This is a genomic window from Halomonas sp. IOP_31 (assembly GCF_021151495.1).
In the GTDB taxonomy this organism is placed as follows: Bacteria; Pseudomonadota; Gammaproteobacteria; order Pseudomonadales; family Halomonadaceae; genus Modicisalibacter; species Modicisalibacter zincidurans.
In genome coordinates this window covers 1-24,459 of record NZ_JAIRBP010000011.1, presented here as the reverse complement: position 1 = coordinate 24,459, position 24,459 = coordinate 1, and the positions used below count along the sequence as shown (strand labels likewise).

The following is a 24,459-nucleotide window of genomic DNA, read 5'->3' as shown; positions in this document are numbered from 1 at the left end:
GGCCTACCTCGCCGCGCGGGCGGATACGCCGCAGACCGGGCAGTCCGGGTCGCGGGGCACGTTGAAGCGGCGCCACTCGCCGTCCAGGCCGTCGAAGGTCGAGAGGCCGCGGTGGGGCCTGCCCGCGCCGCTCAACAGCTTGATCGCCTCGAGCGCCTGAAAGCAGCCGATCAGCCCGACCAGCGGGCCGATCACGCCATTCTCGGCGCAACGCAATTCGTCATCGCCGTCGTCGTCGTCGTCGGCCGCGGGCGGGTAGAGGCAGGCATAGCAGGGACTTTGCGGGTCGCGCGGATCGAACACCGCCAACTGACCGGAAAAGCGGATCGCCGCTCCCGAGACCAACGGACGCCCGACCTCGACGCAGGCACGATTGATCGCGTAGCGGCTGGCGAAGCGATCAGTACAGTCGAGCACCACGTCGGCCGCCGCCACTGCCGTGGCGAGCGTCTCGCCGTCGAGATGCGCGGTCAGTGGAACAATCTCGCAGTCGCTGTTGAGGGCACTTGCCGCCGCGGCCGCGGACTCGGCCTTGTTGCGCCCCAGGTCAGCCTGACGGTGGGCGATCTGGCGCTGCAGGTTGCTGATCTCGATGACATCGGCATCGGCGATGCTCAACCGGCCCACCCCGGCCGCCGCCAGATAAAGCGCGACCGGCGAGCCCAGTCCGCCGGCGCCGATCACCAGCGCATGGCCGTCGAGCAGGCGCTGCTGGCCCTCGATGTCCAGCGCAGCGAGCATGATATGCCGGCTATAGCGCAACAGCGCCTCATCGTTCATCACCACTCCCGGGTTCGCAGTACGAATTGATGGTTACCGCCATGGCCGGAATCGTCGCTGGCCGGACTACTTGTTGGCGTCGAGCTCGTCGAGCTCGGGAACGTGCAGGGAAAACTCCTCCTTGACCTCCTCCATGACCACATAGCTCTTGGATTCCTTGACCCCGGGCAGCGTCAGCACCACGTCGCCGAGCAGTTGGCGGTAGGCGGACATCTCGGGAATCCGGCACTTGAGGATATAGTCGAACTGGCCCGATACCAGGTGACACTCCTGGATCTGCGGCAACTTGGCGACGGCCCGACGGAATTCGTCGAATACTGCCGGCGACTGGGTTTCCAGGCAGATTTCGACGAACACCAGCAGATTCGCCTTGAGCGCTTGCGGATCGAGAATCGCCCGGTAGCCGCGAATGATGCCCGCCCTTTCCAGCCGCTTGACGCGCTCCAGGCAGGGCGTTGTCGACAGTCCCACCTGGGCGGCCAGATCGACATAGGAGATGCGCGCGTTTTCCTGCAGGCTGCGCAGGATCTTGAGATCGATACGGTCCAGCGAGCGTGTCTTGGCTTTCATTGTAAGAATGTTCCCTACTGCACGATAGCAGGATGATCACCTACGTTGACCGCGTCTTGGCGCAGCAAGTGATGGTCTTATCGCGAAATGCCACAAGCAAACAGCAATATCTGCCAATGCGGCATGACGGCTCGATAGTCTTATCACATCGGCCCGAAGGATAACCAGCGGGCATATTCCACGCTGCGTTCAGTCGTCGCGCCGACCCAGCGAAACCCGCGGCCGGCCGGCCAGGTCGAGGCGGGTCGCGACCGCCCCATAGCCTGCCTGATTCAGCGCCTCGCGCACCGCTTCGCCCTGCGCCATGCCATGCTCGAGCAGCAGCCAGCCCTCGGTCTCCAGGTAATGGCGCGCGGCGCCGATCAGATAGTGCAGGTCGGCCAGGCCCTCGCCCCCGGCCACCAGCGCCGAGCGCGGCTCGAAGCGTACGTCGCCGAGCGCGAGGTGCGGGTCGTCTTCTGCCAGATAGGGCGGATTGGCGACGATCAGTTCAAAGCGCTGGTCGGTGAGCGCGGCAAACCAGTCGCTGACCTGGAAGTCGGCATTGGCGATGCCCAGGCGGCGCGCATTGGCGCTGGCCAGCGTTACGGCCTCAATGATCCTGTCGACGCCGGTGACCCGCCAGGCGGGTCGTTCGCTGGCCAGCGCCAGGGCGATCGCCCCGCTGCCGGTGCCCAGGTCGAGCACCCGCTGCGCCGTCGCCGGCCTCAGCGCCAGCGCCGTTTCGACCAGGCATTCGGTGTCCGGCCGCGGGATCAGCGTCGCTGCGTGCGTGGCAAGCGCCAGCCCCCAGAATTCGCGCTCGCCGGTCAGGTAGGCCACCGGTTCGCCGACGACCCGTGCGGCGATCAGCGCGGCAAAGCGGGCCCGCAGAAAACCCTCGACACCGTGATCGTTCCAGGTGTAGAGCCAGCTGCGCTCGCGGCCCAGCACATGGCCCAGCAGCACCTCGGCATCGAGTCGTGGGGTCGGCGAGCCGGCGGCGGCCAGACGCGCGGTGGCCTCGACCAGCAACCGATCGATGCGCATCAGGCGTCCTGCAAGGCCGCCAGCCGCTCGGCCTGGTATTCGTTGATCAGCGGCGCGATGACCTCGTCGAGTTCGCCGCCCATCACTTCGCCGAGCTTGTAGAGCGTGAGGTTGACGCGATGGTCGGTGATCCGGCCCTGGGGGAAGTTGTAGGTGCGGATGCGCTCGCTGCGATCGCCGGAACCGACCAGCGACTTGCGCGTATCGGCCTGCTGCTGACGCTGGCTGTCGACGGCGTTCTGCTTGAGCCGGGCGGCCAGCAGCGACATCGCCTTGGCGCGGTTCTTGTGCTGGCTGCGCTCCTCCTGGCACTCGACGACCACGCCGCTCGGCAGGTGGGTGATGCGGATCGCCGAATCGGTAGTATTGACGTGCTGGCCGCCGGCGCCGCTGGAACGGAAGGTATCGACACGCAGATCGTTGGGGTTGATGTCGATGTCGCCGACCGCGTCGGCCTCGGGCATCACCGCCACCGTGCATGCCGAGGTATGAATGCGCCCCTGGGACTCGGTGGCGGGAACGCGCTGGACGCGATGCGCGCCGGATTCGAACTTGAGCCGCGCGTAGACGCCGTCGCCCTTGATCCGCGCGATGATCTCCTTGTAGCCGCCCTGCTCGCCGTGGCTGGCGCTGATCACCTCGACATTCCAGCGGTGCTTCTCGGCATAGCGCGAGTACATGCGAAACAGGTCGCCGGCGAACAGCGCCGCCTCGTCGCCGCCGGTACCGGCGCGCACCTCGAGGAACACGTTGCGCGCATCGTCGGGGTCCCTGGGCACCAGCAGCACCTTGAGTCGCGTCTCGAGCTCGGCGAGCCGCTCGCGACCGGCGTAGAGCTCCTCGTTGGCGAGTTCGCGCATCTCGGCATCGGCGTCGCCGGTGAGCTGCTCGGCGGCCTCGACGTCGCTCTCGGTGGCACGGAATTCGCGCCACGCCTCGATGAGTTCATCGAGTTCCGCGTATTCCCGCGAGTAGTCGCGAAAGCGCGCCTGATCGGCGATGACGTCCGGCTCGGCGAGCAGCGCGGCGAGTTCGTCGAAGCGTTCGTGAAGGCTTTCAAGACGCTGGCGCAAAGACGCTTTCATGCAGTGTCCTATTCCGGATCCTGGGCAGGCGCGGCCGGGTCGAGCAGCAGGCTCTCGGCCGCCTGGATGACATCGTGTCGTTCGGCGCCCGACGCCTCGCGCAGGCGCAGCGTCGGGCCATGCATCAGCTTGTTGGTCAATTGCTGGCTGAATCGGCGCAGTACCTTCTCGGGGTCCTCGCCACGCGCCAGCTGCGCCAGTGCCTGGGCCTCGGCGCCCTGGCGCAGCGCCTCGCCCTGTTCGCGATAGCGCTTGATCAGCTCGCCGGCGCCGCGCACCCGGCGCTCGTGCTGCCAGTGGCTGACGCCCTGGCTGATCAGCTCCTCGGCCTGGTCGGCGGCGACCTGCCGATGGCGCCGGTTCTCCTCGATCACCTCCTGGAGGTTGTCGACGGTGTACAGGAACACGTCGTCGAGTTCGCCGACCTGCGGCTCGATGTCCCGCGGCACGGCGATGTCGACCATGAAGATCGGCCGATGGCGACGCACCTTCAGGGCCCGCTCGACCATGCCCTTGCCGATGATCGGCAACGGCGCCGCGGTCGAGGTAATGACGATGTCGGCTCGCTCCAGCGCCTGAGGGATCTCGCCGAGGGTGATCGCCTGGCCGCCGAACTCGCCGGTTAGTTGCGCGGCGCGTTCACGGGTGCGGTTGGCGACGATCAGCTCTCTGATGCCCGCTTCGTGCAGGTGCCGGGCGACCAGCTCGATGGTGTCGCCGGCGCCGACCAGCAGCGCCCGGGAACGCGTCAGGTCGTCGAAGATGCATGTCGCCAGGCTGACCGCCGCGTAAGCCACCGAGACCGGATTCTCGCCGATGCCGGTCTCGGTGCGCACTTGCTTGGCGACCGCGAAGGCGTGCTGGAACAGCCGCTCCAGCTCGCCGCCCAGCCCCTGATGCTGGCGCGCCTGCTGGTAGGCGCCCTTGATCTGGCCGAGAATCTGCGGCTCGCCGAGCACCATCGAGTCCAGCCCCGAGGCCACGCGCATCAGATGCCGCGCCGCCGACGCATCCAGATAGTGATAGGCACAGCGCATCAGTTCCTCGACCGGCAGGTCGTGGAAGCGACCCAGCCAATCGATGACCGCCTGCTCGCCCTGCGCCTCGGTGACGCAGTAGAGCTCGGTACGATTGCAGGTCGACAGCACTGCGGCCTCGCTCACCGCCGGCAGCCCCTTGAGCGCGACCAGCGCCGCTTCCAGTTGACCGGGGGTAAAGGCGACCCGCTCACGCACCGCAACATCGGCGGTCTTGTGGTTGATTCCCAGGGCGAGAAGCGTCATTGCAATGAGCCGTTGGATCCTGCGCAATAGTCGAAAACATGGGTCGCAACGCGGCCAGCGTGCGACCTCAGGCGCGCCCGCCGCCAGGCCGGTGCCGAGCGTATTCGGGCGGCTTAGTCTACCACATGGCCGCCCGCGTAGGCATGCGCGCCTTTGCCTTCACAAGGCCAAGGCTGGTCAAGCCGGGGGCCGGGTACGTATAATTTGCTCGATCTGTCGCAGGCGACCCTTCGGTCACGCCTTCACTCCCTCGACTCACGGACAAAGCGGGCGCCAGGCGCCGACGCATTCTATGGCGAAGAAACTCTTCATCAAGACCCACGGCTGCCAGATGAACGAGTACGACTCCGCACGCATGGCGGATCTGCTCGGCGAATCGCATCAGATGGAGCTGACCGACGACGAACGCGATGCCGACGTCATCCTGCTCAACACCTGCTCGATTCGCGAGAAGGCGCAGGAGAAGGTCTTCCATCAGCTCGGCCGCTGGAAGAAGCTCAAGGAGCGCAATCCCGAGCTGGTGATCGGCGTCGGCGGCTGCGTGGCCAGCCAGGAAGGCGAGAACCTGCGCAAGCGCGCCCCCCACGTCGACATGGTGTTCGGTCCCCAGACGCTGCATCGCATTCCCTCGATGCTCGAGGCGCGCGGCAAGAATGCCGAGCCGATCTCGGTGGTCGATGTCACCTTCCCCGAGATCGAGAAGTTCGACCATCTGCCCAAGCCCAGCGCCGACGGCGCGACCGCCTTCGTGTCGGTGATGGAAGGCTGCTCGAAGTACTGCACGTTCTGCGTGGTGCCCTATACCCGCGGCGAGGAGGTCTCGCGGCCGTTTGCCGCGGTGATGGAAGAAGTCGTCCACCTCGCCGACCAGGGGGTGCGCGAGATCAACCTGCTGGGCCAGAACGTCAACGCCTACCGCGGCGAAGACGAGACCGGCGAGGAGATCGACCTGGCCGAGCTGATCGCCTGCGTCGCCGCCGTCGAGGGCATCGACCGCATTCGCTTCACCACCTCGCATCCGGTGGAATTCTCCGACAGTCTGATCGAGGCCTATGGCGAGATCCCCGAACTGGTCAGCCACCTGCACCTGCCGGTACAGGCAGGGTCCGACAGGATCCTGGCGGCGATGAAGCGCGGTCACGGCGTCGAGGAATACGTCGCCAAGCTCGAGCGCATTCGCGCGCTGCGTCCCGACATCAGCTTCTCCTCGGACTTCATCATCGGCTTCCCGGGCGAGACCGAGGCCGACTTCGAGGCCACCATGGACCTGATCCAGCGGATCGGTTTCGACGTCTCGTTCAGCTTCGTCTACTCCGCACGCCCCGGCACGCCGGCCGCGGCGCTCGAGGACGACACGCCCGAGGCGGTCAAGAAACAGCGCCTGGCGATCCTCCAGGAGCGCATCAACCAGAACGCCATGCAGATCAGCCGGCGCATGGTCGGCTCGACCCAGCGCATTCTGGTCACCGGCTTCTCGCCCCGCGACCCCGGCAAGCTCACCGGACGCACCGAGAACAACCGGGTGGTCAACTTCAGCGCCGACGACCCCACCGCAACGATCGGCACCTTCGTCGACGTCGAGATCACCGAAGCGCTGCCCAATTCGCTGCGCGCCACGCTGGTCTCGCCGGTCCGTCACTGACCGCGCCCCGCTTGCAAAGTCCGCTTGCAGAGACAGTCGACTGCATTTGTTTGCCCCGGGCTCGCCCGGGGCACTAAGCTGACTGCATGTTCCCAGATACCCTATTTCCCAGACACCCTATGGAAGCCTGTTCTTGAGTCAACAAAGTTCTCCGGCCAATCGCGTCCTCACCCTGACCCTCGAGCCCAATGATCCCATGCGGCTGGCCAAGCTCTGCGGGCAGCGGGATGAACATCTCAAACTGATCGAATCGCGCCTCGGCGTGACCCTGCGCAACCGCGGCAACACCTTCCAGCTGGCCGGCCCCGGGCCGCACGTCAAGGCGGCGGCCAATGTAGTCGAGCATATTTACCGCGAGACCGAATCCGGCGACCTGGATCCCGATACCGTGCATCTGTTTCTGCAGGAATCCGGCATCGAGGCGCTCGAGGAAGAAGAAGGCACGAGCGGCGACGGCGAGGTGATCATTCGCGCCCCGCGCGCCGTCATCAAGCCGCGCGGTCTGAACCAGCAGAACTACGTCGCCAGCATCCGCAAGCACGACATCAATTTCGGCATCGGCCCGGCGGGCACCGGCAAGACCTACCTGGCCGTCGCCGCCGCCGTCGAGGCGCTCAACCAGCAGCAGGTGCGGCGCATCCTGCTGGTGCGCCCGGCGGTCGAGGCCGGCGAGAAGCTGGGCTTTCTGCCCGGCGACCTGGCCCAGAAGATCGATCCCTATCTGCGCCCGCTCTACGACGCGCTCTACGAGATGATCGGCTTCGAACAGGTGGCCAAGCTGATCGAGCGCCAGGTGATCGAGATCGCCCCGCTTGCCTACATGCGCGGGCGCACGCTGAACAATGCCTTCATCATTCTCGACGAGAGCCAGAACACCACCCGCGAACAGATGAAGATGTTCCTGACTCGCATCGGCTTCGGCTCCACCGCGGTGATCACCGGCGACATCACCCAGGTCGACCTGCCGCGCGGCCAGCAGTCCGGACTGATCCAGGTGCTCGACGTGCTCAAGGACACGCCGGGGATCGGCGTCACCCACTTCGCCGCCAAGGACGTGGTCCGTCATCCGCTGGTGCAGCGGATCATCGAGGCCTACGACTACTTCGAGGCCGAGCAGGAAGCCGATGACCGCGCCCGCCGCGAGGCCCGCGAGGCGGCCCGCCGGGAGAGACAGGCCGCCGAGACAGGGGCGTTTGAATCGCGCGGCGCGGCCTCCTCGGGCGAGAACGCCTCATGAACGACGCCCCCGGGCCGCTGATCGACCTGCAGCTGGCCATCGAGAGAGGCGATGAGCTGCCCGGTGTCGAGGCGCTGAGTCGTTGGGTCGCGGCGACCCTTGCCGCGCATGCGCGCGTCACCGGGCAATCCGGCGCCGCGGCGCCGGAGCTGACCATCCGCCTGGTCGACGACGCCGAGAGCCAGGCGCTCAATCGCGACTATCGCGGCAAGAACCGGCCCACCAATGTGCTTTCCTTTCCTTTCGAGGCGCCCCCCGGAATTGACCTGCCGCTGCTCGGCGACCTGGTGATCAGCCATCCGGTCATGCGTCGCGAAGCCCGCCAGCAGCACAAGCCACTGGCCGATCACTACGCCCATTTGGTGATCCACGGCACCTTGCATTTATTGGGTTACGACCATATAGATGAGGCTGAAGCCGAGATCATGGAAGCCATCGAGCGTGCCGTTCTCGATGGCTTCGGCATTCCCGATCCCTACGCGCTTGCCGATGACGAGCGTGACAGCGAGGACACGAGACCCGACGCATGAGCGAAGACCGATCGAGCAGCCAGGGCGGCAAGTCCTGGCTCGAGAAGTTGTTCACTGCCTTTTCCAGCGATTCCGACGAACCCAATTCACGCGACGAGTTGCTGGTCTTTTTGCGCGAGGCCGCCGCCAAGCTGCGCCTGGACCCGGACGCGCTGACGATCATCGAGGGCGCCTTCCAGATCAGCGATCAGCAGACCCGCGAGGTGATGATCCCGCGTTCGCAGGTTACCGCCATCGGCATAGACCAGCCCCCCGAAGACTACCTGCCGGTGATCTTCGAAACCGGCCACTCGCGCTATCCGGTGATCGGCGAGAATCTCGACGAGGTACTCGGCATCCTGCTGGTCAAGGACCTGCTGCCGTTGCTGCAGGTCAACGACGGCAAGCGTGACCGCATCGCCCTGCGCGAAGTGATTCGCCCGGCGATGTTCATCCCCGAGTCCAAGCGCCTCAACAGCCTGCTCAAGGAGTTCCGCGACACCCACAACCACATGGCGGTGGTGATCGACGAGTATGGCGGCACGGCGGGCATCGTGACCATCGAGGACATCCTCGAGCAGATCGTCGGCGACATCGAAGACGAGCACGACACCGACGAGGAAGACGACATCCGCGACATGGGCGACGGCAGCTTCGCGATTCGCGCCTTGACCCCCATCGACGATTTCAACGAGCGCTTCGATACCGCGTTCTCCGACGACGAGTTCGATACCGTCGGCGGCCTGGTGATGCAGCGCTTCGGCTACCTGCCGCGGCGCGGCGAGCAGGCCCATCTCGGCGAGTGGCGTTTCACCGTACTGGGCGCCGACAACCGGCGCATCCGCCTGCTGCAGGTCGAGCAGGTCGCCGAAGGCGCGAGCGACGACGGGCACGACGGCTAGGATCAGCCCGACCCGGCCGATCGCGGCAGTTTCGTTTTGCACAACGGCTCTGGTATAAGAGGCACGTCCCGCTACGGAGTACCTCGAATGCCGACTGTTTATCGGCCCTGGATGGGCTACCTGGCCGCCCTGCTCGCCGGCGGCCTGACCACGCTGACCTTCTCGCCCTTCCAGCTGTGGTGGCTGGGGCCGGTGGCCGTCGCTCTGGTGTTCGCCGGGCTTCATACCCAGACCCCGGGACAGGCAGCACTGCGTGGCTGGAGCTACGGCGTCGGCCTGTTCGGCTCGGGCACCTCGTGGATCTACGTGTCGATTCACGACTACGGCTATACCGGCGTGCCGCTGGCGGTGTTCCTGACCGCGCTGTTCGTGGTGACCCTGGCGCTGTTCTACGCCGTGCCGTTCTGGTGCTACCGGCGATTCACCGGAGCGCGGCTGGCCTGGCTCAGCTTCGCCGGGCTCTGGGTACTCGTCGAAGTGCTGCGCACCTACCTGTTCACCGGCTTCCCCTGGCTCTTGCTGGGCAGCGCCCATGTCGACTCGCCGCTGGCACCGCTGGCGCCGCTCGGCGGCGTCTATCTGCTGAGCCTGATCACCGCGCTCAGCGGCACGCTGCTGGTCGAACTGCTGCGAAGGCGCTGGTGGGCGCTCGCTCCCCTCGCCGCGATGTGGCTGGCGCCACTGACGCTACCCGGGCAATGGACGACGCCCGGCGAGACGACTCGCGTGGCGCTCTTGCAGGGCAATCTGCCGCAATTGATGAAATGGACCGACGAGGGCCGACGTACCGCTGCCAACACCTATACCCGCCTGACCCGCGGCCTCGATGACAATATCCAGTTGATTGTCTGGCCGGAAACCGCCCTGCCGATGTTCGAACGACAGGCCCTGCCGCTACTCGAACGCCTCCAGGCGACGCTGCCCGCCGATACGGCACTGTTGACGGGGATCGTCGAACGCGACGCGCAGGACGATTACTACAATGCGGTGATCGGTTTCGGCGACAGCCAGGGGCGCTATCGCAAGGAGCACCTGGTGCCGTTCGGCGAATACATGCCGCTGGAAGGGCTGTTGCGCGGCGTCATCGCCTTCTTCGACCTGCCGATGTCGAGCTTCTCGGCCGGCGCGAATGACCAGCAACCGATCCGCGCGGCCGGCCTGAGAATCGGCACGGCGATCTGCTACGAGATCACCTATCCCGACCTGGTGGCGAGCCGGGCACGCCAGGCCGAGGTGTTGATGACAGTGTCCAACGACACCTGGTTCGGTGATTCCATCGGCCCGCTGCAGCATTTGCAGATGGCCCGTCTGAGAGCGCTGGAGAACGGCCGCTATCTCATGCGCGCCACCAGCAACGGAGTCACCGCGATCATCGACCCACAGGGGCGAATAACCAGCCGCGCGGCGCAGTTCGAGACCGCGCAGGTCATCGGCGAGGTCCGCACCATGCAGGGCGAAACGCCCTTCACCCGCACCGGCAGCTGGCCGACCTGGCTGCTCGCCGGGCTGATGCTCGCCGCCGGACTACGCTTGCGCCAGGCCCGGCGGCGCTGATTGACAGCGGCACCATTGATAGCGAATCAGGGCGCCGATCAACAGCCAGTCACTCGGCCGCGCCACGCGCCGGGGCGCGCTCGAAGTAGCGATGCCCGCAGGCATGGCAGGGCTCGAGCCGGGCGACGCGCTCCAGCGCCAGCGTCTCGCCACAGTGCACGCAGGCCATGCGACCCGGCGCGGCCAGCTCGCCCTCGACGTAATCGGCGCGGGCGGCTTCCAGGTCGTCCTCGAAACGCTCGCGCTCCACCACGCTGCGATCGGCGATCGACAACAGCGCCTCGCTGATCTTGCGCGACAGCACGTTCAGGTCGATGCCCAGCCAACTGGCCACGCCGCTGCCACCGGCGGCCAGGTAGCGACGCAGGTCCTTCAAGTCGCGCTCGACCCAGGCCCGCAACAGCGACATCTCATCCTTGGTGAACTCCTCGACCTCGACTTCGAAAGCCACCGCTTCGTCGAGTTCATGCTGCAGCCGCTCCCAGGAGAGCTCGTCGGCCCCGTCGCGCATGCGGTGCAGCACGCGCTCGTAGGCATCGTGCAGCCGCCGGTCCTGTTGCTTGTCGTCACTCATGGTGCCTCTCCTATCATTCTCGGGTGCTGGCCTGACGGTCGCCGCCTTGCCGGCGGCCCTACCTGCCCATGCACGTCTTGGGGTATCCTTGGGCCAGCATTGACGGTATTCCATGCCTGCCTCCATTAATTTTCTCACACATTGTGTGGCAGGGTGTTATCTCCAGCGGTTGCATCGCGCTCCCCGCCGCCGGGTCGAGCCGACGCCACCGATCCCCAACGCAAGGTGCCCCACGCAAACGATGGACACTCAGTACCAGCCCCACGCGATCGAATCGGCCGCCCAGAGCTACTGGGACGAGAATCAGTGCTTCAAGGCCGTCGAGGACGCCTGCCGCGAGAAGTTCTACTGCCTGTCGATGTTCCCCTACCCCAGCGGCAAGCTGCACATGGGGCACGTGCGCAATTACACCATCGGCGACGTGGTCTCGCGCTACCAGCGCATGCAGGGCAAGAACGTCCTGCAGCCGATGGGCTGGGACGCTTTCGGCATGCCGGCGGAGAACGCCGCGATCAAGAACCGCGTGCCGCCCGGGGACTGGACCTACCAGAACATCGACTACATGCGTCGCCAGTTGAAGGCGCTGGGCTTCGCCTACGACTGGAGCCGCGAGTTCGCCACCTGCGACGTCGACTACTATCGCTGGGAGCAGTGGTTCTTCGCCAAGCTTGTCGACAAGGGGCTGGTCTACAAGAAGATGGCCGCGGTCAACTGGGATCCGGTGGACAACACCGTGCTCGCCAACGAGCAGGTCATCGACGGGCGCGGCTGGCGCTCCGGCGCGCTGGTCGAGCGCAGGGAGATCCCGCTGTGGTTTCTCAAGATCACCGATTACGCCGAGGAACTGCTCGCCGACCTCGATCACGTCGACTGGCCGGAACAGGTCAAGACCATGCAGCGCAACTGGATCGGCAAGTCCCGCGGGGTCGAGCTGAGCTTCGACGTCGACGGCCGCGACGAGACGCTGGATGTCTACACCACCCGCCCCGATACGCTGATGGGCGTGACCTACGTCGCCGTTGCCGCCAGCCATCCATTGGCCAAGGCCGCGGCCGCGAACGACCCGTCGCTGGCCGACTTCCTCGAGGAGTGCGCCCGCGGCGGTACCTCGGAAGCGGATCTGGCAACCATGGAGAAGCGTGGCCGCGATACCGGTTTCACCGCGCGTCACCCGCTGAGCGGTAACCCAGTGCCGATCTACGTGGCCAACTTCGTGCTGATGGAATACGGCACCGGCGCGGTGATGGCCGTCCCCGGCCACGATCAGCGCGACTGGGAGTTCGCCACCAAGTACGACCTGCCGATCGTCGCGGTGATCGCCGACGCACGAGGCGACGCTCCGGATCTCAGCCAAGGCGCTTATGTCGAGCATGGCGCGCTGATCAATTCCGGCGAGTTCGACGGCCTCGACTTCGACGCCGCCTTCCAGGCGATCGCCGCGCGGCTCGAGTCCGACGGCCGCGGCACGGTCAAGACCAATTTCCGGCTGCGCGACTGGGGAGTGGCCCGTCAGCGCTACTGGGGCGCGCCGATCCCGGTCAAGTACGGCCCCGGGGGTCAGACCGTGGCGCTGACCGACGAGGAGTTGCCGGTCGCGCTGCCGATGGAGGTCGAGGTCGACGCCAGCGGCTCGCCGCTCAAGAAGATGCCGGCGTTCTATGATCTGGGCGACGGCTGGACCCGCGAGACCGACACCTTCGACACCTTCATGGAGTCGAGCTGGTACTACGCACGCTTCGCCTGCGCCGACAACCGCGAGGCGATGCTCGACGAACGCGCCGACTACTGGCTGCCGGTAGATCTGTACATCGGCGGTATCGAGCACGCCATTCTGCACCTGCTCTACGCGCGCTTCTTCCACAAGCTGATGCGCGACTTCGGCCTGATTGCGAGCGACGAGCCGTTCCAGCGCCTGCTGACCCAGGGCATGGTGATCGCCGAGACCTTCTATCGCGAGACCGGAAACGGCGGCAAGGACTGGTTCAATCCGGCCGACGTCGAGGTCAAGCGCGATGACAAGGGCCGGCCGGTCAGCGCGGTATTGAAGAGCGACGGTGAGCCGGTGCAGATGGGCGGCATCGAGAAGATGGCCAAGTCGAAGAACAACGGCGTCGACCCGCAGGCGATGATCGAGCGCTTCGGCGCCGACACCGTGCGCCTGTTCATGATGTTCGCCGCCCCGCCGGAGCAATCGCTGGAATGGTCCGATGCCGGCGTCGAAGGCGCGCATCGCTTCATGAAGCGGCTATGGAAACTGGTCGCCGATCACCTGGCCGCCGAGCAAGACGCCGGCACGGCGCCTGCACTCGACCCTCACTCTTTCGACCCTCAGGCGCTCGATGACGCGCAAAGGGGGTTGCGTCGCAAGACCCACGAGACCATCAAGAAGGCCAGCGATGACATCGGCCGGCGCACCACCTTCAATACCGCCATTGCCGCGGTGATGGAACTGACCAACGCGCTCGGCCGCTTCCAGGGCGAGCGCGCCGGCGGCGCGCCTCAGGATCTGGCGGTCGCCCGCGAGGCGGTCGAGACCTGCGTGCTGCTGCTCGCCCCGATCACCCCGCATGCCTGCCATGCGCTGTGGCAGGCCCTCGGCCATCGCGAGCCGGCCATCGACGCCCGCTGGCCCGAGCTCGACGAGCACGCGCTGGTCAAGGACAGCCTCGAGCTCGTCGTGCAGGTCAACGGCAAGCTGCGCGCGCGCATCGAGATCGCCCCCGATACCGTCAGGGACACCGTCGAGGCCGAAGCGCTGGCCAACGAGAACGTCCAGCGACACATCGAGGGCAAGACGCTGCGCAAGGTGATCGTGGTGCCGGGAAAACTGGTCAACATCGTTGCCAGCTGAGCGTCGCCACCCAGCGCGTGTCGCTAACCACAATGCAAGGAGCTAGCCGTGAAGCGTCGAACCTTTCTCGCCCGGTCGCTGAGCGCTGCGCTGCTCGGTGCCGGCATCACCGCCCTGCCCGGCTGCGGCTTCCAGCTGCGCGGCACCGGGGCCACACAAGACGCAGGCATCGAGCGTCTGGTCCTGGCGACGACACCCTCGGCGCTCAGCGATAGTGTCACTCGCGCGCTGCACGACGCCGGGATCGAACTGAGCGACGCCGCACCGTTGCGCCTCAATCTCGGCACGGAGCGCATTCAGGAGATCAGCCTGAGCGGAAGCGACAGCGGCACCCAGGAGATCGAACTGCAGCTCGAGGTGCCGTTCTCGATCCAGCGCACCGCCGACAACGCCTACCTGCTCGACCAGCAGCGAATGCAGGTGACGACCACGTTCCGGGCCAACGACAATGAGCTGTTGACTCGGGACAACGACCGCGAGCGGGCGCTCGAGGCGCTGCGCCGCGACGCCGCCCAGCGCCTGATCGACCGGCTGCGCAACCTGGACGCCACGCGGTGAAGGTCTTCCCCGACAAGCTGCCCGAGACGCTGGCCAGGAAATTGCCGCCGGTGATCATCGTCGCCGGCGACGAGCCGCTGATCCAGCGCGACGCCTGCGACGAAGTCAGGCGGGTGGCCCGCGAACGCGGCATCGAGGAGCGCGAGGTGCTACACGTCGAGAGCGGTTTTCAATGGGGGCGGCTCACCGAGTCCGCGGCCAGCATGTCGCTGTTCGCTACCAGCAAGCTTATCGAACTGCGCCTCGGCGACCAGGCGCCCGGCCAGGAAGGCGGCAAGGCGCTGGAAGCGTTCGCCGCGCAGGCGCCGAACAGCGACGACGTGCTGCTGATCTCGGCGGGTCGGCTCGATCGCAAGCAACAGCAGAGCAAATGGTTCAAGGCGCTCGACAAGCTCGGCGTGTTCGTGCCGGTGTGGCCGGTCGATCATTCGCGGCTGGGCTTCTGGATGCGCGACCGGGCCGCCCGCTACGGCCTGCAACTCGACATGGACGCCGCCCGGCTGCTCGGCGAACGCACCGAGGGCAATCTGCTCGCCGCCGACCAGGAGTTGCAGAAGCTCTCGCTGCTGCTGCCCCCCGGCGCGCGACTCGACACCGAGGCGATCACCTCGGGGGTCGAGGACAGCGCCCGCTACGACGTCTTCACGTTGACCGATGCCTGCCTGCGCGGCGAACGCGAGCGCACCGTGCGTATTGTCAGAGGCCTGCGCAGCGAAGGCATCGAGGCACCGGTGGTGCTGTGGGCGCTGAGTCGCGAGATGCGTACGCTGCTCTCCCTGCAACAGCACCTCGAGCAGGGCCAGAGCCTCGAGCATGCCTGCAAGCAGCAACGCCCGATGATTCCCGAAAAGCGCCGTCCCAATTATCAGCAAGCATTGCAACGCCTGCCCCACCGCCGCCTGCACAAGTTGCTGCTGTTCGCCCAGCGCATCGACCAGGCCGTCAAGGGCGGCCTGGCGCTGCCGGTGTGGGACGCACTCAACGACCTGGCCCTGACCATGGCCGGCGGGCGTGGCCTGCTCGCCGAACTGCCGCATGCTTACCGGATCGCCTGAGATGCCTGTGACCCAAGCGCCACGCTATCTACAGATCAAGCAGTTCCTTCTCGAGCGAATTCGCTCCGGAACCTATCCGGTCCATCATCAGATTCCGCCGGAAGAGCAACTTGCCCAGCAGTTCGACGTCAGCCGCATGACCGCCAACAAGGCGATTCGCGACCTGGTTCACGAAGGCTATCTGGTCCGCCAGCCGGGGCTGGGGACGTTCGTTACCGACTTGAAGGCCGAATCATCGCTACTCGAGATCCGCAACATCGCCGAAGAAGTGCGTCAGCGGGGGCATCACTACCGTAATGACATGCTGCGCTGCGAATCCATCGAGGCCGACGATGAAGTCGCCTTGCGCCTCGGCGTGCGCCTCGGCACGCAGGTCTTCCATACCATCCTGATTCATCGCGAGAACGAGATTCCGATCCAACTGGAAAATCGCTACGTCAACCCACGCTGGGTGCCGAATTACCTGAAAACCGACTTCTCGCGCTATACGCCCAACGAGGTGCTGGTCGCCGCCTGCCCGATTTCCGATATGGAGCATGTGGTGGAAGCCGTGCTGGTCGATACCCAGACCGCCGACTGGCTGGAAATTCCTGTCAGCGCACCGTGCCTGAGCATGGTGCGACGCACCTGGTCCGGAGAACACCTGATCAGCTACGCCCGATTGATCCACCCCGGCGACCGCTACAAGTTGCGCTCACAGGCACGCTCTGCCTGAATTTGCCAAGCATCATTCCGGATAGGCCCTTTGCAAACTACCAAACGCCAGCGGCGGCGCGTTGATCGCGCCGCCGCTGGACGTGGCGGGCCTTCCCTTCGTACGCGGTTAACCGCCAACCAAGGCCTGGGCCAGATAACCAGCCGGCACCGCCAGCAACAATCCCAGCGCCGTGCGCAAAAACCAGACGACGACAATGCGCCCCACCGAAAGCGGAATCGTGGTCGAAAGGATGCAGGGGATCGAAGCCGAGAAGAACAATACCGACGATACCGATACCACGCCCGTGGCGAAGCGAGCCACGAAACCGGCATCCCCCATCAGCAGGGCCGGCAGGAACATTTCGGCCAGCCCGGTCGAGGCGGCTTGGGCCAGCGCCATCGCCTCGTCGAGCCCCCACAACGCCGTCATTGGGTAAAACAGCAGACCCAGCCAATCGAACAGCGGCGTGTACTTGGCGAGCAGCAGACCGATCAACCCCACCGACATGATCGACGGCAGAATGCTGATCGCCATCAGCAGCCCTTCCTTGAAGTTGAGTGCCACACTGCGCATCAGACTCGGCGCGTGATGCGCAGCATCAAGGCCAGCGCGCCAGGCGGTCACCAGCCGGCGTCCGCGAGGCACTCCAGGCTCGTCATCAGATTTCTCGTCGTCCATCCGTGCCAGCGGTGGCAAGCGCACGGTAATCGCGGTCACCGCGAAGGTGATCAGCAGCGTCAGCCAGAAATACAGGTTCCATACCGCCATCAAGTCCAGCGTCTTGGCGACGATAATCATGAAGGTCGCCGATACCGTGGAAAACCCGGTCGCAATGATGGCCGCCTCGCGCGGCGAATACTGCCCCGCTTGATAGACGCGATTGGTGATCAGCAGACCAATCGAGTAACTGCCGACGAAGGATGCCACGGCGTCGATCGCCGATTTTCCCGGCGTCCGCCAGATCGGCCGCATGATCGGTTGCAGCAGAATGCCGATCAACTCGAGCAGGCCATAACTGATCAGCAATGCCAGGAAGATAGCCCCAATCGGCACGATCAGCCCCACCGGGATCACCAGTTTGCCGAACAGAAAAGGCAACATGTCCGGCGTATGCAGCAACGCCGGCCCCCAACCGCTGAGCGCCATTACCGCCGCCACGACGCCCAATAGCTTGAGCACGGTGAAGACCCGGTCGGTAACGCTACGTCGCCAGTTACCGGTCACCAAAGGATAGGCCGCCCCGGCGACGATCAGTGCCAATGCATACCAGCCATCCAGCCCACCCAACAAATATCGTGCCCCAGTGACCATGTGATCGAGCGGGATGGTGGTCCGTCCCGCCAGTGTCACGGGCACGAAAAAGATCAGGATCCCCAGCAGGCTGGGAATGAACAGGTAGAGCATCGTCTTCAGGGAATACCGACGCTCCTGCTCCTCGCTCGCAAATGATGTCTTTTCTTGGTGCGACATGAAGACCTCTCGTTTCTTGTAGTCAACGCATTTGTATATACAATTAGAAGCGATATTCTTCAAGGAGCCTCCATGCCCGAGATATCCTCCCTGCTATGGCGTGACATGACGGTATTCGACGGCAATCGAGAATTGCCGGAGCCGATGGCCGTTCTGGTACGCGATGGCCGGATCGAAGCGCTGCAGCCGATGCAGGAATTCGACGCGATGCGCTGCGAGTACGCCCACGACGCCGGCCGGGGCGGGGTGATGACCCCGGGGCTGGTGGACTGCCACACCCACCTGGTGTTCGGCGGCAGCCGTGCCGACGAGTTCGAGATGCGCCTGGAGGGCGCCAGCTACGAGGCGATCGCCAAGGCCGGCGGCGGCATTCTGAGTACCGTGCGCGCGACGCGGGCCGCCAGCGAGGAAGCGCTCTTCGACAAGGCCCAGCCGCGTTTGCAGGCGCTGATCGACGACGGCGCGACCACCGTGGAGATCAAGTCCGGCTACGGGCTGAACGTCGAAGACGAGCTCAAGATGCTGCGGGTCGCCCGGCGCCTCGGCGAGACACTACCGGTGCGGGTCGTCACTACCCTGCTCGGCGCCCATGCCTTGCCGCCGGAATACGCAGCCGCCAGCGACACCTATATCGATCTGGTGTGCGACGAGATGATTCCTGCCGCCGTCGCCGAAGGGCTCGTCGATATGGTCGACGTGTTCTGCGAGGCGATCGCCTTCTCCGTGGCCCAGTGCGAGCGCGTCTTCCAGGCGGCCCAGACCCATGATCTGCCCATCAAGGCGCACGCGGAACAGCTTTCCAAGCTGGGTGGCAGCGCCATGGCGGCGGGCTACGGCGCGCGCTCCGTGGACCATATCGAATACCTGGACGAGGCGGGCATCGCGGCCATGCGCCAGGCCGGCAGCGTCGCGGTCATCCTGCCCGGCGCCTTTCATACCCTGCGGGAAACCCAACTGCCGCCTATCCAGGCGCTGCGCGACGCCGGCGTGCCCATGGCCGTAGCCACGGACTGCAACCCGGGCAGCTCGCCGCTGTTCATGCCGACGCTGATGCTCAACCTGGCCTGCACGCTGTTTCGTCTGACACCCCGTGAGGCGCTGGCCGGCATGACCGCCCACGGCGCCGCCGCCCTAGGCCGCCGCGAGCTGGGCCGCCTCTACGAGGGCGCGCCCGCCGACCTGTGCGTGTGGGACATTCAGCGCCCCGCCGAACTGGCCTATGCCGTGCAACCCGGCCGGCTGCGCCAGCGCCTGTTCAGGGGAGAGCTCACCCATGACCGCTGAGACCATCGACATGTCCGCCTGGACCGGGCGCATCGACCCGGAAAGCAACAGCGAGCGCTGGCATCAATGCATTCGGCCGCTGGATCAAGCAGGTAGCAAGGGCGTCGCCCTGCTCGGCTTCGCCTCGGATGCGGGGGTCAAGCGCAACCAGGGCCGGCCCGGCGCCACCCAGGGTCCGCAGGCGATCCGTCGCGCCCTGGCGCCGCTGGCCTGGCATCGCCAGGCCCCGGCCTTCGATGCCGGCGATGTGGTGTGCCGAGGCGATGCCCTGGAAGAGGCCCAGCAGCGTCTTGGTGAGCGCCTGGCCGAATTGCTCGACGCCGGCCATTTCCCGGTGGCGCTGGGCGGCGGCCACGAGATCGCCTTCGGCAGCTGGCAGGGGCTTGCCCGGCACCTGGAAGCGCAAGGCAGCAAGCACGACCGGCCACCGCAAATCGGTATCGTCAATCTCGATGCGCACTTCGATCTGCGCGACCCGAGCCATGCGCACTCCTCCGGTACGCCCTTCGCCCAGATCGCCGATGCGTGCGAGCAACGTCACTGGCCGTTCCGCTATGCCTGTCTGGGCGTCAGTCGCGCCAGCAATACCCGCGCCCTGTTCCAGCGTGCCAAGGATCTCGGCGTGCTGGTGCGCGAGGACCGCGAATTCACCGCGGCCACACTCGAGGCCATCTTGCGCGACGTCAAGCGTTTCATCGCTCACTGCGAGCATCTTTATCTCACCATCGATCTCGATGTACTGCCCGCTACCGAGGCGCCGGGGGTCAGCGCGCCGGCGGCGCGCGGCGTGTCGCTGGCGCTGATCGAGCCGCTGATCGAGATCATCCGCGATAGCGGCAAGCTGCGACTCGCCGATATCGCCGAACTCAATCCTGAGCACGACATCGACGGCCGCACCGCCAAGGTCGCGGCGCGACTCGTCCATCAATTGACCCTGACCGGCTGAATCGGCCACCAGCCACCAGCCACCAGCCACCAGCCACCAGCCACCAACCGCAGTGTTTGTCTAAACCAGCCTCAATATTTGTCTAAAAGAACCAAGAGAGACCACAAGCATGTCCGACACCGACAAGCGTCACGACCCCAGCCGCCAGATCGCCGCACCCACCGGCACCGAGCTTACCTGCAAGAGTTGGCTGACCGAAGCGCCGCTGCGCATGTTGATGAACAATCTGCATCCGGACGTCGCCGAGCGCCCCGAGGACCTGGTGGTCTATGGCGGCATTGGCCGCGCCGCGCGGGACTGGCCATGCTTCGACAAGATCGTCGAGACGCTCCAGCGCCTGGAAGATCATCAAACGTTGCTGATTCAGTCCGGCAAGCCGGTGGGCGTGTTCGAGACCCACAAGGATGCCCCCCGGGTATTGATCGCCAATTCCAACCTGGTGCCGGCCTGGGCCAACTGGGAGCATTTCAACGAGCTGGATCGCAAGGGCCTGATGATGTACGGCCAGATGACCGCCGGCTCGTGGATCTACATCGGCTCCCAGGGCATCATCCAGGGCACCTACGAAACCTTCGTCGAGGCCGGTCGCCAGCACTATGGCGGCAAGCTCGCCGGTCGCTGGATCCTCACCGCCGGACTCGGCGGCATGGGCGGCGCTCAGCCGCTGGCGGCGACGCTCGCCGGCGCAACTTCGCTTACCATCGAGTGCCAGCAGTCACGCATCGATTTTCGCCTGCGCACGCGCTATCTCGACGAACAGGCCAACGATCTCGACGACGCCCTGGCACGCATCGAGAAGTACATCAAGGCGGGCCAGGCGGTCTCCATCGGCCTGTGCGCCAACGCCGCCGAGGTGTTGCCGGAACTGGTCAAGCGCGGCGCACGTCCGGATATGGTCACCGACCAGACCAGCGCCCACGACCCGCTGCACGGCTACCTGCCAGCGGGCTGGAATTGGGACGACTACGTCGCCCGCGGCAAGCGCGAACCCCAAGCAGTGGTCAAGGCCGCCAAGCAATCCATGGCGGTGCATGTGCAGGCGATGCTCGACTTCCAGGCCCAGGGCATCCCGACCTTCGACTACGGCAACAATATCCGCCAGATGGCAAAGGACGAAGGTGTCGCGAATGCCTTTGACTTCCCCGGCTTCGTACCCGCCTACATCCGGCCGCTGTTCTGCCAGGGTATCGGCCCGTTCCGCTGGGCGGCGCTATCCGGCGACCCCGAGGACATCTACAAGACCGACGCCAAGATCAAGGAGCTGATACCCGACGACCCGCACCTGCATAACTGGCTCGACATGGCCCGCGAGCGCATCCGCTTCCAGGGCCTGCCGGCACGCATCTGCTGGATCGGCCTCAAGGACCGCGCCCGTTTGGGTCAGGCCTTCAACGAGATGGTCAAGAACGGCGAGCTCAAGGCGCCGGTGGTCATCGGCCGCGACCATCTGGATTCCGGCTCGGTGGCCAGCCCCAACCGCGAGACCGAGTCGATGCTCGATGGCTCCGACGCCGTATCCGACTGGCCGCTGCTCAACGCCCTGCTGAATACCGCCGGCGGCGCCACCTGGGTGTCGCTGCACCACGGCGGCGGCGTGGGCATGGGCTATTCCCAGCACGCCGGGGTGGTGATCGTCGCCGATGGCAGCGACGATGCCCACAAGCGCCTCGGTCGCGTGCTGCGTAACGATCCGGCCACCGGGGTGATGCGCCATGCCGATGCGGGCTATGACATCGCCAAACAGAGCGCCCATGAGGGTGGCCTCGATCTGCCGATGATCGACGCACAGGAGGGCAAGTGATGAGCCATCTCGAGATTTCCCCCGGCAAGATGACCCTGGCGCAAATGCGCCAGGTTTTCGAGGCCCCGCTTCAAGTCAGCCTGCCGGATAGCACCGACACTGCCATCCAGCGCAGCGTGGACTGTGTCAATCGGGTGCTCGCGGAAGAGCGTACCGCCTATGGCATCAATACCGGCTTCGGCCTGCTGGCCCGGACACGTATCGAGAAGGGCCAGCTCGGGGACTTGCAGCGCTCGCTGGTGCTGTCCCACGCCACCGGCGTCGGCGCGCCCATGGACGACGCTCTGGTGCGGCTGATCATGGTGCTCAAGGTCAATGCCCTGGCGCGAGGCTTCTCGGGTATTCGCCGCCAGGTACTGGACGCACTGATCGCGCTCATCAATGCGGAGGTTTATCCACGCATTCCGCTCAAGGGCTCCGTAGGTGCCTCCGGCGACTTGGCGCCCTTGGCCCACATGAGCGCCCTGCTGCTCGGCGAGGGCAAGGCCCGCCACGGCGGCGAATGGCTGCCGGCCCGAGAGGCCCTGGCCATCGCCGGGCTCGAGCCGCTGTCGCTGGCGCCCAAGGAGGGCCTCGCCCTGCTCAACGGCACCCAGGTGTCCACCGCCTACGCCCTCAAGGGCCTGTTCGAGGCCGAGGACCTGTTCGCGGCGGCCACGGTGTGCGGCGCGTTGACCGTTGAGGCGACGCTGAGTTCGCGCGCGCCCTTCGATGCGCGTATCCATGAGGCGCGCGGTCAACGTGGCCAGATCGATGCCGCCGCGGCCTACCGTCACTTGCTTGGCTCACGCAGCCAGATCAGCGATTCGCATGCCGACTGCGATAAGGTTCAGGATCCCTACTCGCTGCGCTGCCAACCGCAGGTGATGGGTGCGTGCCTGACGCAGATCCGCCAGGCCGCCGAGGTACTGGCCATCGAGGCCAACGCGGTCTCCGACAATCCGCTGGTATTCACCGACAATGGCGACATCATCTCCGGCGGTAATTTTCACGCCGAGCCGGTGGCCATGGCGGCCGACAATCTGGCGCTGGCCATCGCCGAAATCGGCTCGCTTACCGAGCGGCGCATCTCGCTGATGATGGACAAGCATATGTCGCAGTTGCCACCGTTTCTGGTCGAGAACGGTGGGATCAACTCCGGCTTCATGATCGCCCAGGTCACCGCCGCGGCGCTGGCCAGCGAGAACAAGGCACTGGCGCACCCGCATAGCGTCGACAGCCTGCCGACATCGGCCAACCAGGAGGATCACGTCTCGATGGCCCCCGCAGCCGGCAAACGGCTATGGGAAATGGCCGATAATGTGCGTGGAGCCATCGCCATCGAATGGCTGGCCGCCTGCCAAGGACTCGATTTCCGCAACGGCCTCACCACCACCGCACCCCTGGAGCAGGCCCGCGGGGCATTGCGTGAGCGCGTGACTTACTACGACAAGGACCGTTTCTTCGCCCCGGATATCGAGGCCGCCGGCGAGCTGCTCAAGGCACGCACCCTGAGCCACCTGGTGCCCGCCGAGCTGCTGCCCAGCTACTGAAAGGCCGCCCGCCATTCCACCTATAACAGCCCCGAATCATCTAAAGGCATCGTTACAGTGAACAGACATCATGTCTCGGCACCTCCCGAGCGCACAACAAACCGGACGTCGTCGACACCCGGTTGTTCACCTCGCATTGCAAGAGACCTGGACATCACAATTCGACACCCAGCAGTCTCGCGCCGTAGCCCCACAGCAGCACGGTCAGCCCCAGCAATACCTCGAGTACCAAGACGCCGATTCCCAGTGTCGAGCCGGTGACGATGAAGCCTTCTTCGTTGCTGATGCCTAGAAACGCGGGAATACCGATATACAGCAGGACGGCGCTATAACAGAGCCCCACGATGATCGCCAGCAGGCATAGCCAGAGCAATGGATAGAGAGCCACCAATCCGCTCAAGAACATCGGCGTCGCCACGTAGCCGGCGAAAATGATGCAGTCGCGGCGACTCGGTTGGGTAGAGTAGCGCCGCGCCAGCCAATGAATGACCATCCCCATCAAACCCACCGCCGCCAGAATGGCCACGTAAAAGGCGATGCCGGCGAAAAAGGCATCCGAGTATGCAAGGCGTATCGTTTCGCCACCGCCGTAATCCCACCCGATCTGCGTGGTGCCGATAAAGGCGCTTACCACCGGGATCGCCGCCAATGCCAATACGTGGTGAGCATAGAGGTGGGTCAGCGTCTCCCGTTCGCTATGGATCTGCCTCCATTCACGGTTCGGGTGCGCCAACAGTCCCCAGACGTGCGTGAGCATATCAACACCTCCTTTATCGCCGATTTCGCAAATAGGCTGCGTGCCCGTAGCGTAGCCGATATCAGCTTTCATGTTGGCAGTATAGGCAGTATTTCCTCAGCAATATAAGCGTTTGACGGCTATTACCGGCCACAGCGACGATGCCGCTTCATTAGGGCCTGTTGACGTTTCAAGATGTCTTCCAGACGAGACGCTTGCGGTAGAGGGTCGAAGGCGCTACCTCTAGCCCGGATATTTCATCAGACATGAAAAAAGCGGCTGAAAATCGGTTATAATTCAAGCTCCTACACAAGAATCAACCGCATCAACCGCCATGACGAAATGTACCATGCCGACCGCCTCG

At 65.3% G+C, this 24,459-nt stretch carries 21 protein-coding genes and 1 tRNA gene; 13 read left to right on the top strand and 9 right to left on the bottom strand.

All coding sequences use genetic code 11. From position 1 onward, the window contains the following. Positions 1 to 3: 3 nt before the first annotated feature. The 5 genes from K7I12_RS07770 to hemA all read right to left on the bottom strand — a co-directional run bounded on the left by K7I12_RS07770 (position 4) and on the right by hemA (position 4,747). The gene (locus K7I12_RS07770) at positions 4 to 780 is read right to left on the bottom strand and encodes a HesA/MoeB/ThiF family protein (RefSeq protein ID WP_031383093.1); all 777 of its coding nucleotides are present in this window, start codon (positions 778 to 780) and stop codon (positions 4 to 6) included. Between the two features lie 66 nt (positions 781 to 846). Beyond that, positions 847 to 1,350 (bottom strand): Lrp/AsnC ligand binding domain-containing protein, encoded by a 504-nt coding sequence (locus K7I12_RS07765; RefSeq protein WP_031383092.1) that lies wholly within the window; start codon positions 1,348 to 1,350, stop codon positions 847 to 849. A gap of 189 nt (positions 1,351 to 1,539) precedes the next feature. Beyond that, a complete protein-coding gene (prmC, locus tag K7I12_RS07760) occupies positions 1,540 to 2,379 on the bottom strand; it encodes a peptide chain release factor N(5)-glutamine methyltransferase (RefSeq protein ID WP_031383091.1) in 840 nt (279 codons plus the stop codon). Continuing rightward, a complete protein-coding gene (gene prfA, locus K7I12_RS07755; RefSeq protein WP_031383090.1) occupies positions 2,379 to 3,464 on the bottom strand; it encodes a peptide chain release factor 1 in 1,086 nt (361 codons plus the stop codon). Before prfA ends, prmC begins: the two co-directional genes overlap by 1 nt. An 8-nt stretch (positions 3,465 to 3,472) precedes the next feature. Beyond that, positions 3,473 to 4,747: a glutamyl-tRNA reductase gene (gene hemA / locus K7I12_RS07750; protein WP_031383089.1), complete on the bottom strand. Its 1,275-nt coding sequence runs from the start codon at positions 4,745 to 4,747 to the stop codon at positions 3,473 to 3,475. A gap of 292 nt (positions 4,748 to 5,039) precedes the next feature. Here hemA and miaB point away from each other — a divergent pair, with 292 nt between their 5' ends. Continuing rightward, a complete protein-coding gene (miaB, locus tag K7I12_RS07745) occupies positions 5,040 to 6,389 on the top strand; it encodes a tRNA (N6-isopentenyl adenosine(37)-C2)-methylthiotransferase MiaB (RefSeq protein ID WP_031383088.1) in 1,350 nt (449 codons plus the stop codon). Positions 6,390 to 6,836: 447 nt separating this feature from the next. On the opposite strand, the gene K7I12_RS07740 is transcribed toward miaB, so the two are convergent. Further along, positions 6,837 to 6,915 (bottom strand) — tRNA-OTHER (locus tag K7I12_RS07740). Between K7I12_RS07740 and K7I12_RS07735 the strand changes: the two genes are divergently transcribed. The 4 genes from K7I12_RS07735 to lnt all read left to right on the top strand — a co-directional run bounded on the left by K7I12_RS07735 (position 6,877) and on the right by lnt (position 10,591). Next, positions 6,877 to 7,626 (top strand): PhoH family protein, encoded by a 750-nt coding sequence (locus K7I12_RS07735; RefSeq protein WP_150113149.1) that lies wholly within the window; start codon positions 6,877 to 6,879, stop codon positions 7,624 to 7,626. The two genes, K7I12_RS07740 and K7I12_RS07735, sit on opposite strands and share 39 nt — an antisense overlap. Beyond that, the gene (gene ybeY / locus K7I12_RS07730) at positions 7,623 to 8,156 is read left to right on the top strand and encodes an rRNA maturation RNase YbeY (RefSeq protein ID WP_031383086.1); all 534 of its coding nucleotides are present in this window, start codon (positions 7,623 to 7,625) and stop codon (positions 8,154 to 8,156) included. Before K7I12_RS07735 ends, ybeY begins: the two co-directional genes overlap by 4 nt. Next, a complete protein-coding gene (locus K7I12_RS07725) occupies positions 8,153 to 9,037 on the top strand; it encodes an HlyC/CorC family transporter (RefSeq protein WP_231663806.1) in 885 nt (294 codons plus the stop codon). The genes ybeY and K7I12_RS07725 overlap by 4 nt, the downstream gene beginning before the upstream one ends. Positions 9,038 to 9,124: 87 nt before the next feature. After that, positions 9,125 to 10,591, top strand: a complete 1,467-nt coding sequence (lnt, locus tag K7I12_RS07720) for an apolipoprotein N-acyltransferase (RefSeq protein ID WP_231663805.1) — start codon at positions 9,125 to 9,127, stop codon at positions 10,589 to 10,591. A gap of 49 nt (positions 10,592 to 10,640) precedes the next feature. Here the strand turns inward: lnt and K7I12_RS07715 are convergent, their stop codons facing one another. Next, on the bottom strand, positions 10,641 to 11,165 hold the full coding sequence (locus K7I12_RS07715; RefSeq protein WP_031383083.1) for a zinc ribbon-containing protein: 525 nt from the start codon (positions 11,163 to 11,165) through the stop codon (positions 10,641 to 10,643). A 241-nt stretch (positions 11,166 to 11,406) separates the two neighbouring features. Here K7I12_RS07715 and leuS point away from each other — a divergent pair, with 241 nt between their 5' ends. The 4 genes from leuS to hutC are packed head-to-tail and all read left to right on the top strand — an operon-like array spanning position 11,407 to position 16,344. Next, positions 11,407 to 14,016, top strand: coding sequence for a leucine--tRNA ligase (gene leuS, locus K7I12_RS07710; protein WP_031383082.1), 2,610 nt, complete (start codon positions 11,407 to 11,409; stop codon positions 14,014 to 14,016). A 48-nt stretch (positions 14,017 to 14,064) separates the two neighbouring features. Next, the gene (locus K7I12_RS07705; protein WP_031383081.1) at positions 14,065 to 14,574 is read left to right on the top strand and encodes an LPS-assembly lipoprotein LptE; all 510 of its coding nucleotides are present in this window, start codon (positions 14,065 to 14,067) and stop codon (positions 14,572 to 14,574) included. Then, the gene (gene holA / locus K7I12_RS07700) at positions 14,571 to 15,629 is read left to right on the top strand and encodes a DNA polymerase III subunit delta (RefSeq protein WP_231663804.1); all 1,059 of its coding nucleotides are present in this window, start codon (positions 14,571 to 14,573) and stop codon (positions 15,627 to 15,629) included. Before K7I12_RS07705 ends, holA begins: the two co-directional genes overlap by 4 nt. A 7-nt stretch (positions 15,630 to 15,636) precedes the next feature. Next, on the top strand, positions 15,637 to 16,344 hold the full coding sequence (gene hutC, locus K7I12_RS07695; protein WP_231663841.1) for a histidine utilization repressor: 708 nt from the start codon (positions 15,637 to 15,639) through the stop codon (positions 16,342 to 16,344). A gap of 108 nt (positions 16,345 to 16,452) precedes the next feature. Here hutC and K7I12_RS07690 read toward each other — a convergent pair whose 3' ends face one another. Next, on the bottom strand, positions 16,453 to 17,796 hold the full coding sequence (locus K7I12_RS07690) for a YjiH family protein (RefSeq protein ID WP_231663803.1): 1,344 nt from the start codon (positions 17,794 to 17,796) through the stop codon (positions 16,453 to 16,455). A 72-nt stretch (positions 17,797 to 17,868) separates the two neighbouring features. On the opposite strand from K7I12_RS07690, the gene hutI reads away from it, so the two are divergent. The 4 genes from hutI to hutH all read left to right on the top strand — a co-directional run bounded on the left by hutI (position 17,869) and on the right by hutH (position 23,359). After that, positions 17,869 to 19,080, top strand: a complete 1,212-nt coding sequence (gene hutI / locus K7I12_RS07685; protein WP_031383077.1) for an imidazolonepropionase — start codon at positions 17,869 to 17,871, stop codon at positions 19,078 to 19,080. Further along, positions 19,070 to 20,026, top strand: a complete 957-nt coding sequence (gene hutG / locus K7I12_RS07680) for a formimidoylglutamase (protein WP_031383076.1) — start codon at positions 19,070 to 19,072, stop codon at positions 20,024 to 20,026. Before hutI ends, hutG begins: the two co-directional genes overlap by 11 nt. A gap of 109 nt (positions 20,027 to 20,135) precedes the next feature. After that, complete coding sequence (gene hutU / locus K7I12_RS07675) at positions 20,136 to 21,827, top strand: urocanate hydratase (RefSeq protein WP_231663802.1); 1,692 nt, start codon at positions 20,136 to 20,138, stop codon at positions 21,825 to 21,827. Beyond that, entirely contained in the window at positions 21,827 to 23,359 is a 1,533-nt protein-coding gene (gene hutH, locus K7I12_RS07670; protein ID WP_231663801.1) for a histidine ammonia-lyase, read from the top strand. The genes hutU and hutH overlap by 1 nt, the downstream gene beginning before the upstream one ends. Before the next feature lie 154 nt (positions 23,360 to 23,513). On the opposite strand, the gene K7I12_RS07665 is transcribed toward hutH, so the two are convergent. Continuing rightward, positions 23,514 to 24,116 carry a Yip1 family protein gene (locus K7I12_RS07665; protein ID WP_231663800.1) on the bottom strand — a complete coding sequence of 201 codons (603 nt, stop codon included), beginning with the start codon at positions 24,114 to 24,116 and terminating at the stop codon, positions 23,514 to 23,516. Between the last annotated feature and the right edge of the window lie 343 nt (positions 24,117 to 24,459).